Annotated in this window: 18 protein-coding genes; 15 read left to right on the top strand and 3 right to left on the bottom strand. The window is 54.1% G+C overall.

Features of this window, described 5'->3' with window-relative positions; all coding sequences use genetic code 11:
• From ACKWMY_RS27180 to ACKWMY_RS27170, 3 genes are all read left to right on the top strand, one after another.
• Positions 1 to 320, top strand: a 320-nt coding sequence (locus ACKWMY_RS27180) for a hypothetical protein (protein WP_409487415.1), incomplete at its 5' end; no start/stop codon positions are given.
• Between the two features lie 720 nt (positions 321 to 1,040).
• On the top strand, positions 1,041 to 1,325 hold the full coding sequence (locus ACKWMY_RS27175; protein ID WP_409487414.1) for a hypothetical protein: 285 nt from the start codon (positions 1,041 to 1,043) through the stop codon (positions 1,323 to 1,325).
• On the top strand, positions 1,322 to 2,128 hold the full coding sequence (locus ACKWMY_RS27170; RefSeq protein WP_409487413.1) for a tyrosine-type recombinase/integrase: 807 nt from the start codon (positions 1,322 to 1,324) through the stop codon (positions 2,126 to 2,128). Before ACKWMY_RS27175 ends, ACKWMY_RS27170 begins: the two co-directional genes overlap by 4 nt.
• A gap of 254 nt (positions 2,129 to 2,382) precedes the next feature.
• Here the strand turns inward: ACKWMY_RS27170 and ACKWMY_RS27165 are convergent, their stop codons facing one another.
• Positions 2,383 to 2,670 (bottom strand): type II toxin-antitoxin system RelE family toxin, encoded by a 288-nt coding sequence (locus ACKWMY_RS27165; protein ID WP_409487412.1) that lies wholly within the window; start codon positions 2,668 to 2,670, stop codon positions 2,383 to 2,385.
• Positions 2,660 to 2,902, bottom strand: a complete 243-nt coding sequence (locus tag ACKWMY_RS27160; RefSeq protein ID WP_004966044.1) for a type II toxin-antitoxin system RelB/DinJ family antitoxin — start codon at positions 2,900 to 2,902, stop codon at positions 2,660 to 2,662. Before ACKWMY_RS27160 ends, ACKWMY_RS27165 begins: the two co-directional genes overlap by 11 nt.
• A 316-nt stretch (positions 2,903 to 3,218) precedes the next feature.
• On the opposite strand from ACKWMY_RS27160, the gene ACKWMY_RS27155 reads away from it, so the two are divergent.
• The 9 genes from ACKWMY_RS27155 to ACKWMY_RS27115 all read left to right on the top strand — a co-directional run bounded on the left by ACKWMY_RS27155 (position 3,219) and on the right by ACKWMY_RS27115 (position 11,592).
• The gene (locus ACKWMY_RS27155; RefSeq protein ID WP_409487411.1) at positions 3,219 to 4,412 is read left to right on the top strand and encodes an AAA family ATPase; all 1,194 of its coding nucleotides are present in this window, start codon (positions 3,219 to 3,221) and stop codon (positions 4,410 to 4,412) included.
• Between the two features lie 8 nt (positions 4,413 to 4,420).
• Positions 4,421 to 5,392, top strand: a complete 972-nt coding sequence (locus ACKWMY_RS27150; RefSeq protein ID WP_409487410.1) for a ParB family protein — start codon at positions 4,421 to 4,423, stop codon at positions 5,390 to 5,392.
• 570 nt (positions 5,393 to 5,962) lie between these two features.
• Positions 5,963 to 6,733 carry an N-6 DNA methylase gene (locus tag ACKWMY_RS27145; protein WP_409487409.1) on the top strand — a complete coding sequence of 257 codons (771 nt, stop codon included), beginning with the start codon at positions 5,963 to 5,965 and terminating at the stop codon, positions 6,731 to 6,733.
• 404 nt (positions 6,734 to 7,137) lie between these two features.
• Positions 7,138 to 7,422 carry a hypothetical protein gene (locus ACKWMY_RS27140; protein ID WP_409487408.1) on the top strand — a complete coding sequence of 95 codons (285 nt, stop codon included), beginning with the start codon at positions 7,138 to 7,140 and terminating at the stop codon, positions 7,420 to 7,422.
• Positions 7,423 to 7,448: 26 nt separating this feature from the next.
• Positions 7,449 to 8,243, top strand: coding sequence for a hypothetical protein (locus ACKWMY_RS27135; protein WP_409487407.1), 795 nt, complete (start codon positions 7,449 to 7,451; stop codon positions 8,241 to 8,243).
• Between the two features lie 389 nt (positions 8,244 to 8,632).
• Positions 8,633 to 9,547 carry a DUF1281 domain-containing protein gene (locus ACKWMY_RS27130; protein ID WP_409487406.1) on the top strand — a complete coding sequence of 305 codons (915 nt, stop codon included), beginning with the start codon at positions 8,633 to 8,635 and terminating at the stop codon, positions 9,545 to 9,547.
• A gap of 841 nt (positions 9,548 to 10,388) precedes the next feature.
• Positions 10,389 to 10,892 (top strand): antirestriction protein, encoded by a 504-nt coding sequence (locus ACKWMY_RS27125; RefSeq protein ID WP_337263706.1) that lies wholly within the window; start codon positions 10,389 to 10,391, stop codon positions 10,890 to 10,892.
• A gap of 51 nt (positions 10,893 to 10,943) precedes the next feature.
• Positions 10,944 to 11,306, top strand: coding sequence for a hypothetical protein (locus ACKWMY_RS27120; RefSeq protein ID WP_409487416.1), 363 nt, complete (start codon positions 10,944 to 10,946; stop codon positions 11,304 to 11,306).
• 13 nt (positions 11,307 to 11,319) lie between these two features.
• Entirely contained in the window at positions 11,320 to 11,592 is a 273-nt protein-coding gene (locus ACKWMY_RS27115; RefSeq protein ID WP_409487405.1) for a hypothetical protein, read from the top strand.
• 78 nt (positions 11,593 to 11,670) lie between these two features.
• Here the strand turns inward: ACKWMY_RS27115 and ACKWMY_RS27110 are convergent, their stop codons facing one another.
• Positions 11,671 to 11,910, bottom strand: a complete 240-nt coding sequence (locus ACKWMY_RS27110; RefSeq protein ID WP_409487404.1) for a helix-turn-helix domain-containing protein — start codon at positions 11,908 to 11,910, stop codon at positions 11,671 to 11,673.
• A gap of 612 nt (positions 11,911 to 12,522) precedes the next feature.
• On the opposite strand from ACKWMY_RS27110, the gene ACKWMY_RS27105 reads away from it, so the two are divergent.
• The 3 genes from ACKWMY_RS27105 (at position 12,523) to ACKWMY_RS27095 (ending at position 13,978) form a co-directional block, all read left to right on the top strand.
• Complete coding sequence (locus tag ACKWMY_RS27105) at positions 12,523 to 12,963, top strand: hypothetical protein (RefSeq protein WP_409487403.1); 441 nt, start codon at positions 12,523 to 12,525, stop codon at positions 12,961 to 12,963.
• Positions 12,964 to 13,055: 92 nt separating this feature from the next.
• Positions 13,056 to 13,307, top strand: a complete 252-nt coding sequence (locus ACKWMY_RS27100) for a hypothetical protein (protein WP_059202148.1) — start codon at positions 13,056 to 13,058, stop codon at positions 13,305 to 13,307.
• Between the two features lie 104 nt (positions 13,308 to 13,411).
• Complete coding sequence (locus ACKWMY_RS27095; RefSeq protein ID WP_409487402.1) at positions 13,412 to 13,978, top strand: DUF5983 family protein; 567 nt, start codon at positions 13,412 to 13,414, stop codon at positions 13,976 to 13,978.
• The last annotated feature ends 428 nt before the right edge of the window (positions 13,979 to 14,406 follow it).

Below are 14,406 nucleotides of genomic sequence, written 5' to 3'. Positions count from 1 at the left end.
CACGGGTGTCTGTCTGCAGGGTTATCGGCGGTTTCATCTCTTATTACCGTGTTATCGGACATGTTTATAATCCCATTATTCAGTGGCCTGCCGATCTGGTTAATACGGTTATAGGTAAAAATTTTCTACCAACTCTACCAATATTCACAAAATTTCTATCTTATGAAAATGTGTCTTCTATATTCATCGGTTCGATGTGCATTTCTTTAGCGGCTACGGTAACCTTTTGTGTTTCCATAATAGTCAGTGGGTGTATGTTTCGGATGATTGATGACTTATTCTTTAAATATACGCTAGGTGTGGAAGGGGCTACATCCTAGAAAAGAAAATGGTTGAAGGAAACACGTAAGTTAACGAAGAGGACGCGTTTAGATCTGCCCAGCATGACTACTGGCGGCAATGAAAAACATTCTATAAGAGTGAGCTAAGTGACGAAGAATGGAAGCAAAAAGTGCTTAATTCGACGCGATAAAGAATATGATACGGCGGTGTTGACGGCTGTGCTTCCAGGCCACAATGGGCGCCCTGTGCCGATCGTGTTCTCGCCGGCGCATAAAACCGGGTGGGGGGCGTAAATGGACTCAGGCGCGTTCCCCCCTGTTCACGCTGGCCGGATCGGGGTTTCCGCTTTGTGCTTTTTTCGGCAAACCGCCACCCTGCCCCGCCAAACCCCACATGTAGTGTCATCACCAGTTGATTAAGACACTAGATGTGGTGGTTTCCCCCGCCTGATCCGGTTCACACCCCTCACACTTTACGATTAATATGATTCCGAAATATGGTATTATTCCTTAAATCGGAAGCAGTAAAAGGATCCATAAGGATCCTCACGACGAATTACTTTTGGTGCAGCCGCGCCCCGCTTGGGCGATAATTTGGGGGCACCGGCGATCGTCACCGGCGCCCAGGACGAAAAAACAGGCGTTTTAGGACAAGATTGCGCTACGTGAAATCTGAACGTCGACGTGGGGCGTAGGCGCCAAGATTTTACGTAGCGCTACCAATCAACATCAGCGAGATGACGCGAGGAGAAAGACACCATGGGACAGGATCTCACCCCTGAGCAGGCACGGTTTGCTGTGCTGTTGACCGACTATCCGCGGATCGCCGGGTACTGGGACTTTGCTACACGGCGATGTGATGAAAACGCGTTGCGGTCGGCACTCAATATCATGAGCAGCGGCGAACGGCAGTTGGCGCTGTTCTTTCTGTCGTTGTGGACCGGCAATGATGAGGGGTTTGATCTGCTGGAGGCGGCACGTGTCGTGGACAGCCAACACCGTCAGCTGTTGATCCATTGGCTGCGCGATCCGTTCTGGCCATGATGCAGCGCGCCGGTTACCGGGGAGGACTGGCCACCACCGGCACACCGACTGGCCAAGAAACCCCGTTGCTGGACACGCGGGATTATCAGCATGCATTGGCGCTGCGCAAAATGGCGCTGGTTTACGATGAACTGCCGCGCTATCTGCTGGCACCGGAAGTGGCTGCCCTGCTTCACTATCTGCCTGACTGGCCGCAGCATGCGCTCATTAATTTACTGTGGAACACCGGTGCCCGGATCAATGAAGCCCTTTCGCTCAAGCGGCGAGACATACGGCTCACCGTTGAGATGCCCCATATCATTCTGCGTACCGCCAAACAACGACGCAGTGGCCCCGGCCGTCCTGCCAAAGGGAAATCGGCCAATCGGCTGATCCCCCTGACCGATCCGCACTTTGTCGACGAGCTGCGTCGGCTATTTGCCAGTACCAAGGAACAGTTCGAGATTGACGCACAAACGTGTGAACGTACCCCCTTGCCGATTTGGCAAACCACCGATCGCACGGTACGCAACTGGCTCACGAAAGCCGAGCGCCAGGCCAACAGCGAGGGCATTCATTTTAGCGTGCCAGTGACGCCGCATGTTTTTCGGCACAGCTACGCGATGCATATGCTCTATCAGGGCACGCCGTTGAAGGTGCTGCAGGGGCTGATGGGCCACGAAAAAGGGGAAAGCACGGAAGTGTATACCCGGGTGTTTGCGCTCGATATCGTCGCCAACCGCCAGGTACAGTTCACGCTGCCGACGCAGGATGCGCTCACGATGATACGGGAGGCGGAAGCGTCCCCAGGCACTAGGCGATAACGAATAAAGTGCTAACGCTCTGCGGTTGTTCAAATACCTCCGCCCTGTCAGGTGAATAGCCAGGACGGAGATATTTCGCTGTGAATTTCCGAGTTGCTTGAGAGCCTGACATGCACACAACACCAGAGCTGTGACGTGAGGGAGTTGGGCGTATAGGAGCTTATGACATGATGAGAGGACGGCAGTATTCCTGGAAGAATGCCTTTTTCTCTATGGTCATGTCATTTTTTAATGGGTTTTTTAGCAATCCCTCACTAACCCAACCTTGTGGCGGCTGCTTTGTAAACTTCAAGCCGTTCGCGTTTACCTACAGCAAGGACGAGGATCACAATAGTTTCATCCTCGACTTTGTAGACTAGCCGATAACCGGATGCGCGGAGTTTGATCTTATAGCAATCAGGTAAGGAGTGCAGTCGGTTAGCCTCAATGCGTGGCGCCTCAACAATCTGCGCCAGCTTCTTTTTTAACTGTTGACGTACAGTCTCACCTAATTTTTTCCACTCTTTGAAGGCTGCATTGTCAAAGTCAATCTTATAAGTCATCGAGTGTTACTCGGATCCGTTTGCCAGGATTCGCTAGACGTTCACGCGCTAACTCGATGATATCTGCGTCTTCATCAGCCAGTAATGCCACCTGAACCGGAAGGCGGTTATTTTGTGCAACGTATTCAAGCACCATACGTACAGCTTCCGAGGCTGTGATCCCCAATCCGTCGAGCGCTACACCGGCCCGGGCCTTTAAGTCATCGTCGATACGAATATTCATTGTACCCATGTCGATATCCCCATGTGGTTACGTTTGTGTATACATATTAAGGTATAACCGACAATAAATAAAGTACATATGGTCCTGTGCTTCACAGTAGCGCCGTCTTCTGCCTGGGAGCTATAGCTTTAAAAGGAGCATCTTGGTTTTAAAGGAAATATGCGGAATTTCAACCGCTCCTCATTTCTGCATGATGCTGCTGAAGGTGATTCACCGTCATGGTTAGTTCGTGAGAAATTTACTTTTAATTATGTTGATTTTTTATCTTTTATGCAGGATTATTGGATTAATTCAGATAAGCTACATAAATGTGGAGTTGGTGATTATGGATTCTCATCAGACAGAGAAAGTCGCATTACGTGCCGAAAAAATGCTGTCCGCGTTGACTGAGCAGATACAACTTCAGAAAGAAGAGCTCAAGGAAAACGAATATTTTCAGGTGTATTCCAAAGCTGCCGTGGCAAAATTTCCAAAACTGACGCGTGCTAACGTGGACTATGCCGTCAGCGAGATGGAAAATGGTGGTTATGTCTTCGAGAAACGTGCGGCCGGTTCGTCCACCAAGTACGCGATGACCGTCCAGAATATTGTCGATATTTATCATCACCGTGGTGTTCCTAAATATCGCGATCGCCATCCTGAAGCAATGACTCTCTTTGTCGGAAACCTGAAGGGCGGTGTCTCAAAGACCGTTTCTACGGTGTCACTGGCTCATGCACTGCGTGCCCACCCCCACCTCCTTTTTGAAGATTTACGCGTCTTGGTCATTGATCTGGATCCTCAGTCCTCAGCCACCATGTTTTTGAACCATACTCGTGCCGTGGGCCTGGTTGAGACAACCTCCGCTCAGGCCATGCTCCAAAATGTCAGTCGGGAAGAGTTACTCAATGAGTTCATCGTGCCGTCTGTTGTACCCGGCGTAGATGTTCTTCCAGCATCCATTGATGATGCGTTCATCGCTTCGGGCTGGGAAAGTTTGTGTGCCGAGCATTTACCTGGCCAAAACCCCCATGCTGTCTTGCGTGAGAACATCATTGATAAACTGAAGTCTGATTATGACTTTATCTTTGTCGACAGCGGCCCTCACCTGGATGCATTCCTTAAGAACGCGATTGCGGCCGCCGATCTCCTGATGACGCCGATCCCGCCCGCACAAGTTGATTTCCACTCTACCCTGAAGTACCTGACCCGTCTGCCTGAGTTGGTCAGTATCATTGAAGCCTCTGGTTGTCCGTGCCGGTTGCAGGGAAACATCGGCTTTATGTCCAAACTCTCAAACAAGCCCGATCACAAAGTCTGCCACAGCCTCGCGAAAGAGATTTTTGGTGGAGACATGCTTGATGCTGCGTTGCCACGTCTTGATGGCTTTGAACGTTGTGGCGAGTCGTTTGATACGGTGATCTCCGCGAACCCGGCTACCTATGTGGGGAGCAGCGAGGCATTGAAGAATGCGCGTACCGCTGCGGAAGATTTTGCCAAAGCGGTATTTGACCGCATTGAATTTATTCGAATGAATTGAGGTGCCCGATGAGCACAAAACGTCAGACAATCGGGCGCACGTTTAACGCGCCAGTTCTTAACAACGAAGCCGAGCCGGAAGCGGTTAAACAGGTATTTACCCTGTCTTCTGGCAGGAAGGCGGTCTTTATCAAAGTGACCGTTCCGGCATCTGAGGTTGAAACCAAAACGTATGTTCTTCAGGAAATAAACGGTCGTGATCAGTCAGCACTCACGCCAGAATCCCTTCAGGATATTACACGGACCATCAGCCTGCAGCAGTTCTTTCCGGCCATTGGTGTCCGCCGCGATAACCGTATCGAGATCTTGGATGGCTCACGTCGTCGCGCCTCTGCCATCCTCAAGCAGGTGGGCCTGGATATCTTGGTCACGGATGAGTCACTCTCGGTCAGCGAGGCCAGAAAGCTGGCACAGGATATTCAGACTGCCCGGGAACATAACATTCGCGAAGTGGGAACTCGGTTGCTAGCCCTCAAGCAAAGTGGGCTGACACAAAAAGAAATCGCTGAAGCGGAGGGATTGTCACAAGCCAAAGTGACGCGTGCGCTGCAGGCTGCCAGTGTCTCTTCTGAATTGCTATCCCTCTTTCCGATCCAATCTGAACTGTCTTTTTCTGACTATAAAGTGTTGCTGACTGCAGAAGAGTTGTTGGCCAGCAATCAACGTTCAGTATCAGAACTCATCGATAATATCAGTGGCGTCGTCAGCGGGATCCGTGAACAGGCATTGTTGGCGGCTGATGAGGTCAAGACTAAAATATTGACGGTAATACGGGATGAGGCCACGCTATTGGGAGAACCAGCGAAAGGAGATGCGGCTGTCATCACCCCACTCTGGCAGTTTTCTGACAAGAACAAATATGCCCGCAAGAAGATACGGGGACGCATGTTCAGTTACGAGTTTAACCGTGTGTCGCCCGAACTGCAGGGGGCCATTGATGACGCGGTGAAAGCTGTCTTGGCCAAGCATCTCAAGTCATAGTTTAAAATGTTCTCCACCCATTTTTCAATGTTAACTATTTAAAATTAATGGTTTTTTAATGGGGATTTCATGGTGAAATCTCCATTAATTCCGACGCCACTCACTTCGACTTACCTTGCAATGCCCTTTCTCTATGGTTGGATCGCAGTAAAATACCCAGTTCGTTCCCCACGTAAAATAGGGTTTAATACATTGTATTTCATGAATATTTTTATTAAATTTCACGCTGAAATCTCCACGGTTGCATAACTCCTCAGCGGCTAGCAATGGTTGCTCACGATCCGCGTTGATATAGCTAGACTATGAATTGGCGGCGGATCTGTCCGCCCCCCTTATTGAGTCAGCCTTCACTCCATCGTCAGCAGTTACTCCCTCCCTCCGCTTAACAGTCGCACCGTGCCGGAAAAATTCAAGCCGCCGGCTGCTGTGCCCGTTCGCATTCCTTCCCCTGGTCAGTCATTTGCGCTGCGGCCTTGCGTCCGGAGCTGGATTTTTTCCTTATGGCCCGTTGCGTCCCGCGCGGTATGGCGGGAGCACACCGCAGATCGCCACAAAGGAAGGAACACCAGAATGACGCAGCTGACCCTGGATATACTCGCGCCAGCCAATACCCCTGATCGGTTACGCCACGTTGGCCAGAACGGCTATGACCATTACCGCCGGGAATTTATCCGGTTGTTTCGTGAAACGGCGCGCTATCACCACCGACATGAGGTTTTCCGCGATTTTGCAGAAATGGCGACACTTGCCGTGCAGAACGTTTTTCTTCGCTGCCCTGATCTGGAAAAAGAGTATCTGGCGATTGCCGGTCGCTATCAACCTGATGATGTTAACCGGATGACTCAGTTGCTGGGGTGTCTCACTGGCGCTCTGGAGTGTCAGCCGGGTGACTTTCTGGGCCAGATCTTCATGGAACTGGAGATCGGCTCAGACCATATGGGCCAGTTTTTCACACCTTATCATCTGTCTGCCCTGGTGGCTCGCCTCACCGCCGGTGATGTATTCAGCGAGCTGGAACACAAGCCGTTCATTACGTTGCAGGAACCGGCAGTTGGGGCGGGCAGTATGGTGATCGCATTTGCTGAAGTGCTTGCGGAACAGGGCATCAACTATCAGGACAAGCTATTCGCCAGTTGCATGGATATTGATGCGACTGCAGCACATATGTGTTACCTGCAACTATCCCTTCTGGGGATACCTGCAGAGGTTGTGATTGGCAACACGCTGACCCTAGTCGTTCGCCGGACTTACCGGACGCCGATGTGGTATGTCGGCAATTGGCAGGAGCGCCTGGGAACGGCGGATGTTCTTGATGCACTGTGTCGGTTTCTCAAAGGCTGAAGATCCCGGGGCTGTTGCCCCGGTTTTCATGGCGCTTCGAGGGGGCATAAGCCCCGGCGCGTTAGCCAGTCCGGCAAGATGACCGGACCCATAAGGATGCCCACCCCGGTGGGCCTGTACCGCAGATCCTGTCTTCCCGAGTGCTCATTCCCTGTAGACGTTATCTCCTGCCATCGCTTAAACGGTTGCACCGTGCCGTCAAAAATCAAGCCGCCCGCTGCGGCACCCGTTCGCATTCCTTCCTTTTCAGTCAGTCATTTGCGCTGCGGCTTTGCATCCGGAGCGTGACTTTTTCCTGATGGCCCGTTGCTGACCGTCGCTCATGGCAAGAGACAACGCCCCTCCTTCGAAAGGAGGAACGCCAGAAGAAAGTTTTTTAAGACCATCATGCGAAGGAGAAGTTTATGAACGATCGCCAGGTAGTTCAAAGCCTGCTGCAGGCACTGACGGATAAGCTGCTGATTTCATCCCCGGAGTTCGCCGCCGCGTTGGCACATTTCAATATCACCACAACGTATCAGGGCGTTAAAGGCGATCCTGACTGGGCGGGCTTGTTCGGGCGTGAAGGCTGTTTTTACGTGGATGTCTTTAACACCGAGCATCCAAAAGGCCTGCGCTATGAGTTTAACTGCTCGGACGACGCGAAAGCCTTCGCCGACGGCGCGCGTGACGGGGAGGTGACCCTGTGAGCCTGTATGACCAGAGGAAACACACGATGACATTTCAGACCTTTCACTGCCTGACCAGTGCGCTGCTCCACACCATGGCAAAGCAGGAACTGCTGGCCTTGAACTGGCCTACGTCACTCCACCTTGAATATGGCCAGCAGCGGGGTCAGAGCGACGGGGTGGTTTTCCACGGCACTCTTTCCAGTACTGACCTGCTTCGAATTATTCCGGGGCTGCGAGGGAAGCGCTATCTGTCCAGGTGCAATGCGCGGGCGTTATTCACGGCTGTGAGGGAGCAGGGCATTTGTGTGCGACTCGAACTGACACAAAGCTGGTACAGCCTTTCCTGGGATACTCGACTGGTTGCTGAGGGCTTTTCTGATGAGATGGAAATGCTGGAAAAGCGTCTGCTGCAGGCGCTGCGCGAACAGTATGACTGCCTGTGTCACAACGTGAAAACGCTGGGCTATAAGCTCACGGAAGGGACATGCCCGGCACAATATGATGAGAACCTGTTCACTCGGGCGACCGCGAACATCACCCTGGAAGCCGTGGCTGTAGACCCGTGCGACTGTGGCTACTGTGATACGGATGAAGCCATTCTGGAGGAATATATCCGGATGATCCTGGACGATAATGCGCGTGTGGTTTCCGTCCGGTTTCAGGTGACGTGTGCGGGCCAACTGATGGCGGAGTCCTGGGCCAGTGAGGTCGTCATCCTCCCTGGGCAGCCGGTAAGAAAGTGGGTCTGCCGTTCAGAAATTCAGTATGTCGCAAACGAAGCCCGCCACGCCATTACTGATCAGGTGCAGGCCTTCCGCAGTTTTGTACATGCCGCCTGATCCCCGGCACTCCCGGGTCGCTCCCCAGCGGCCCGTTTTCCCCCTGCCGGATACCCCCGGCATTGAGCCGGTGTTATCCGGAGTCAAAAAGGCCGCGCCCGTACCGGTCGCCTTCTGTCGCCGTGCCGGCGGAAGGTGATTTTTCCCGCGATACGTTTTGTGCCCAGGGTGGCTGACGCCGTGCCCAGACCTTAGCCCGGGCTGCGTGCGTAACAAGGGAAGCTTCGCCGCGCTCCTCACCCGTTCACGTCAAAAATCAGCGCATTCAGCCCTGATTTTCGCCTGCGCTGCGGCTTGCGGGCGCGCCCTTGTTTCCCCCGCTGACCGCCCGGTCTGGTTCGTGGTCACGGCGACAGCCGTATCCACTAACCTTTATGGGAGAAAGAACGATGCCGAACTGGTGTGCCAACCGAATTAAACTCACCGTGCCTGCGTGTGTGCAGGCCGAGGTAGAAGCCTGGGCGAACAGGACGATGTACCCGTATTACAAACGAGCCATCAATCAGAGTGTCCGCATGTTCATCGCTGGCGTGGCCGGGCGACTGAAGCCGGGTATCGAGATGCAGTATCTGCCGTATCCCGCGCTGACTGCGCATGGCAGCACCGAGCCGACAGAAGCCTCACTCGCTTTCGGGGGATGGGTCGAGATGCTGGAGAGCAATGTGTGGCTTGATAAGTCCTGTTGTCATTATATTGACCAGTATTACCGGGCAACGGGGCTTGCCGGTCTGAAGTGGGATAACTTGACCGCTGCCGAGCAGGCGCGGGTTGATGCCGTGATGCGCAGTAAAAGCCATGACTGGAGCCATTTGTGGTCGCGAAAGGTTAGCCGTGGAGAGCTGTTCGATATGCTTGAAACCGAGCCTGAAGGCGAACTGTTTGATTTACTTCTGATTATTCCCACAAGGCTTGCCTGTGAACTCAACGGGTTCAATGGTCGGCTGCTGGAGAAAGTACAGAGTGCGTATGACTTTTATAGCGCGAGCTATGGCATCAAATGGCCTTCAGCCAGTGAGGCTGAAATAACCAGCGGACACGGCTGGTTGGAAATCGATATAGATACGCCCTGGTCTCCGCCAGATGAGTCGGTCATGGAGGCGTTGTCAGATAAATGGGGTTGTACCATTGACCATTATTTCAGTGAGGCCGGCTGTGACTATTGTGGCTACCGGCGTTATGAAGAAGGCCGTCTGGTTGAGTGTGCAGATGACAGTCTGGAGTATGACGACGAGGATGAGCACGGATGGAGTGATGTTATTGGGCCGGACTGGCTGATGGGTAATGTACCGCACTATGGCGGTTAAATAACAACCACTCAGGGGCGTGTCGCGAACCGTGCGCTCCTGAGCATGTTATCCACAGGCTGTCCGGTACCTTACTGACCTGCACTGTGGACAACCGACTTCGGCGGGCGGGAAAACCCATCTGCAGGCTGAAGCCTGCAGGGACCAAAGCCTTGCGCCTGCGGCGCTTCGGCCCGGGTCCGGAGATCCTGAAATAATGCGATTCATGGCGGAAAACAATCCCGATTTTGGGTTAAAAATTTCTATTATTTTGATGTAAAAAAGGTGCAAAAACTGCACTTATTTGAGTTGTGTTTTCAATCTAATTTCGAGGATAGAAAGTACAACAATCAAAGAAATTCAAACCCGTCTGGGCCCCTTCGGCTTCCCGGTGACCCGGGTCGTCGCCTGCACTTCGCCGGGTGTCCCCGTGGCCACCAGGCTACGCGGAGCCAGTACGGGGCCTGTCTCCGTCCCGTTGGGATAGCAAGCGATGCCTGAAGGGCGGCGTGAGCAGCTGCCGTCCCGGCAACGCCACTTTCGACTTGCCGCCGGTGGCGACCGCTAAGGAAAGCCGGTAAACCGGCTTCTTTGGCGCCCACTTTGACCCCGTTGTCAGCGGTGTTCACTTTTGCTGTGACTGACGCTGCCCTGTTCCGGTCCATAAACAAGGGGCGGCTGAAGCCAGATGCCTGCACCCGTTCGCACTCCCTCCCGTTGGTCAGTCGCTTGCGCTGCGGCTTTGTCATCCCCTTGTTTCTGTCCCTGCTGGAACAGGGCGGTCATGTGTCACAGCAACGTGCTCCCCGCCTTCCGGAAACGGAAAAGTGAGGACACCAGAAAGAAGCCGAAGGAGGCCACGATGACCACGACCGCAGCGACCATTTCCCAGACTGAGCAGGTAACACGTATTGAAATCACCCACCCACGCCAGCGCCAGGTGTTCGTACCTCGTCTGTTCGCGACGCCGTTTGGCGAGCAGATGGTGCAGTCATTTCTGGACAGACACAGCAACTATGAGGGCGGCATGTGGCAGTTCTGGGAGGTGCCGCGCGGGATTAGCGGCCATGTCGGCCCATATACAGACATCATCACAACCCGCCCGACCGGGTACATGACGCCACCAGAGGGAACCTACCAACTGAGCATTCCAGGCAATTATTTTGATGAAGAAGTCTCCGCAGACGCTGCCGGGATCATTGCCACGCTTTTCGTACTTAACCAGCTGTGCTGGAAGACTTCCGAGATGGGGCCGCAGTACGCGCAGACCTGCCAGGGGCTGGTTGACCGTCAGGACGCCCTGAAAGACTACGTGAGCATTATTGAGCATCCGGAACGCAGCAAAATTTTCCGCGCCATTGACTGACATAGCTAGGACCCGGGCAGGGTACCCGGGTCCAGTAAGGAGAACGAGAACATGATCAACTCATTAGCAGTAATGGAAGGGCTGACGATTCTGGCCCGCTGGCTTGAAGACAATATCAACTGTGAATCAGAAATCTGTTTTGATGACCCGGAGACCGGGACGGATTCCGAAAAAATCCTGCCCTGCGTGGAAGCCGCGCTGGTACTGATGTCCGCCACGTTGCCCAATGATGGGCAGGAACCCGGCAGTGAGATCCGGATCCGTGCTCAGGGGGAAGCTAACAGCTATGTGCTGCTAAAAGAGAATACCTGGTTTGCCCAGGTACTGATGAATGGCGAAATGACCACGACCCGACAGGAAGGTTGTTTACGGGCGATGGTCGCGGGGCTGAATAAAGGGCGTGGAGCTGAATAAGATGGCAGATACGATGACGGGGATCAGGGTGCTGGCCGCGATGGCCATCGAAAGAGACTGGCCGACTTTCAGGGAACCAGATAACGCTGACCGATCAGCAATGGCCGCAGAAACACTCTGCTACTTCGCCCGCCAGACTGGGCTGGCCAGCAGCGATGAATCCGTAGACACCATCATGGGCGATCTGATCACCGATTTGATGCACCTGTGTGACAGACTGGACATCGACTTTACGGGGCTGTTGACGGTTTCCACGATGCATCATGACGATGAATCTGGCGGCTGATCTGCTGCCCCTGCTGAAGCCCCCGCGCATCGAGCGCGGGTACTTCAGAACCCCGTCTGCCTGCGTTGTGCCAGTGTATCACTGCAGCATTCTCTGGAGCATTTCAAGGGCTTTCGATTTGCTGACCTGAGGGCGTGACATTAGCGGCATCAGACCCCGCACGGAAAGCGTGATCGTGGCCAACTCTATGGCCCGCTTTACTTCTGGCGCGTTTTCGTAGTCTTTGTAAGAACGCAGGCAAACGCCCAGCTCCTCTGCGGCCCGGTCGCGGCTCCAGCCCAGGCTTTTTCGCCACAATCTGAGGTCAAACCCGGTCATTCTGAAACCTTAAAAGTGCAGAAATTGCACCTATTTTAACTTAATTTTAAATCGTATTTCGAGGCTTAAGAGCACAATAATCAAAGAATTTTAAACCCGGCTGGGCCCCTTCGGCTTCCCGGTGAACCGGGTCGTCGCCTGCACTTCGCCGGGTGTCCCCGTAGTGGCTACCAGGCTACGCGGACCCAGGACGTGGCCTGTCTCCGTCCCGTTGGGATAGCAAGCGATGCCTGAAAGGCGGCGTGAGCAGCTGCCTTTCAGGCAGCGCCACTTTAACTGGCCGTCACGGACGGCCGCTAAGGAAAGCCGGTAAACCGGCTTCTCTGGCGCCCACTTTGGCCCCGTTGTCAGCGGTGTTCACTTTTGCTGTGACTGACGCTGCCCCGTTCCGGTCCGTAAACAAGGGGCGGCTGAGGCCTGATGCCTGCACCCGTTCGCACTCCCTCCCGTTGGTCAGTCGCTTGCGCTGCGGCTTTGTCATCCCCCTTGTTTCCGTCCCTGCTGGAACAGGGCGGTCATGTGTCACAGCAACGTGCTCCCCGCCTTCCGGAAACGGAAAAAAAGGGGACACCAGAAAGAAGCCGAAGGGCACAACAGATGAGGAGATTCGCGATGACTGCAATGGCGTTCTGGAGCAAATCAAGTGCATTTAACGGCTGGTGCAAAGCGTACTTTGTGGAAGGTGCGTGGCGTACCACTGCCTGTGTTACGTCGAAGACGCTGGAAGAGCTGAACGCCAATGGCGATCGCTGGGAACTGGTGACAGTGGGGGAGGCGAAAGCACGTTTTGCGGCGGCCAATTATCGGCCAGTGTCTGAAATCAGCGAAGAAAAATTCACTGACATGCTGGAAGTTCTGCCGCCTCTGGACTGGCAGGGTACTCCAGAGAGCCAGACGTTCAAGCTGAGCGAAATGTACAGCGGCAACATCACGGACATTTTCGCCCAATACCGCACGCGCTTTTTCACGATGCGTAACGAAGTGACGCTCACGCATGAGGAAATTATCGGGAAGATCAGGGCGTTTATCGACGCCGCCGGAATTGCCGCATAAGCGGCAATAAAAAAGCAGAGCGGGCGCTCTGCTTATTCATCCCGGTCTGTTCGAGCAGACCGGACACTACAAGTCTCAGATGGAGTTACATCATGAAAGACGACTTTATCCTTGCATGTCAGGGCTATTTTGTAAAGCAGCGCGAAAGCGCGGAGGTGAGAAAGCACCATCGCGTACAGCGTGACACCGTCGCAGAAGAGAGCATCTCGCCACGCGTGAAGGCGCTGGGGCGTCATATCGCCCGCTGTCAGCGCAAGCGCAAGCCTGTGCGCATCCCGGCACTGAACGTGGTGGAGTGGGGGCAGTTGCTGCGCTCACTGGAGATTAAGCGGGCGTATGCCTGATACCTGTGCCGTCCTCCGGGGCGGCATTTTCTGACCCGTCCGGGAGTCAGCGGCATCGAGCCGCTGACTCCCGGAAACGAACGCCTGCTGCGACGGAGTACACAATGAAAAAAATTACAGAGGGCGCGCCTTATGGCGTCACGGTTATTCAGCTTGAAAACTGCGATGAGGCGCTTTATCTGCACGGAAATTACCTGGCGTGTGCCGATTTTGCTGAAAGAGATGATCCTGTCTGCGGTGTTGGAGAACACCTAGCGGAGACGTTGGGTGTTCCGTTTAAGCTTCTGACCCTGCCCGCTCCGGAAAACGAAGAGTGGGCCTGGAATGATGTTGTTGAGTCGCTGGGATGGGGAAAAACGCTTACGCTGGGCACGAGAGTGATGCGCCCTGTTCTTGAATGCTCTACCTCCCATATTACGCTTGCTGACATCCATCTGCTGGGTGACCTGACTTGCGACACGTCTACCCGGGAATGGATCCATGACACAGGCGTCGGATTCATGATCCGCCTTGATGCTGTCAGATCCCCCCTCCTGAAGCTGAAACAAAAAGGGCTGTCAGGTGCTGCGCGCTGGGTTATCTGGCAGGGCATAAAGCAGGGCAATATCAGCATGATCCATTTTTCTGCTGTGGGAGATGAACTGGACGGTCTAGCGACATTCGACTGGTAATCATTTTGCCCCGGACTCCGGGGCAATGCACTTCCCGATCAGCATACTTTTCCGCGTACTCAGTACTCGGGGCTCGCAGCTGGCTTGCGCCAGCGCCGCCCCGACCGGGTCCGCATGGCGGCCCCTCAAAGGAAACGGGCGTTGCCCGCCACTTCCCTCCGGCGTTTCCCTTTCTGTTCCCTGCGTGGTCACGGGTTGCCCTTGCCGTGAAAGACACTGGCACGGACCGTGATTCAGGCAAGGGTAAAGGCTGCGCCTGCTGCCATCACCCGTTCGCACGCCTTCTCTTCGGTCAGTTGTTTGCGCTGCGGCCTCCGGCAGCCCCCTTGCATGAATCCCTGATGGTCCGGGCCGGTCATTTCATCACGGCAACGCCCTCCCGCGACGGTGACTCACCTTCGAAAGGAGAACGCCAGAAGATAGTCATT

This window comes from Serratia sp. J2 (assembly GCF_046269175.1).
Lineage (GTDB): Bacteria > Pseudomonadota > Gammaproteobacteria > Enterobacterales > Enterobacteriaceae > Chania > Chania fonticola_C.
This window is presented reverse-complemented; position numbering and strand designations above follow the sequence as displayed.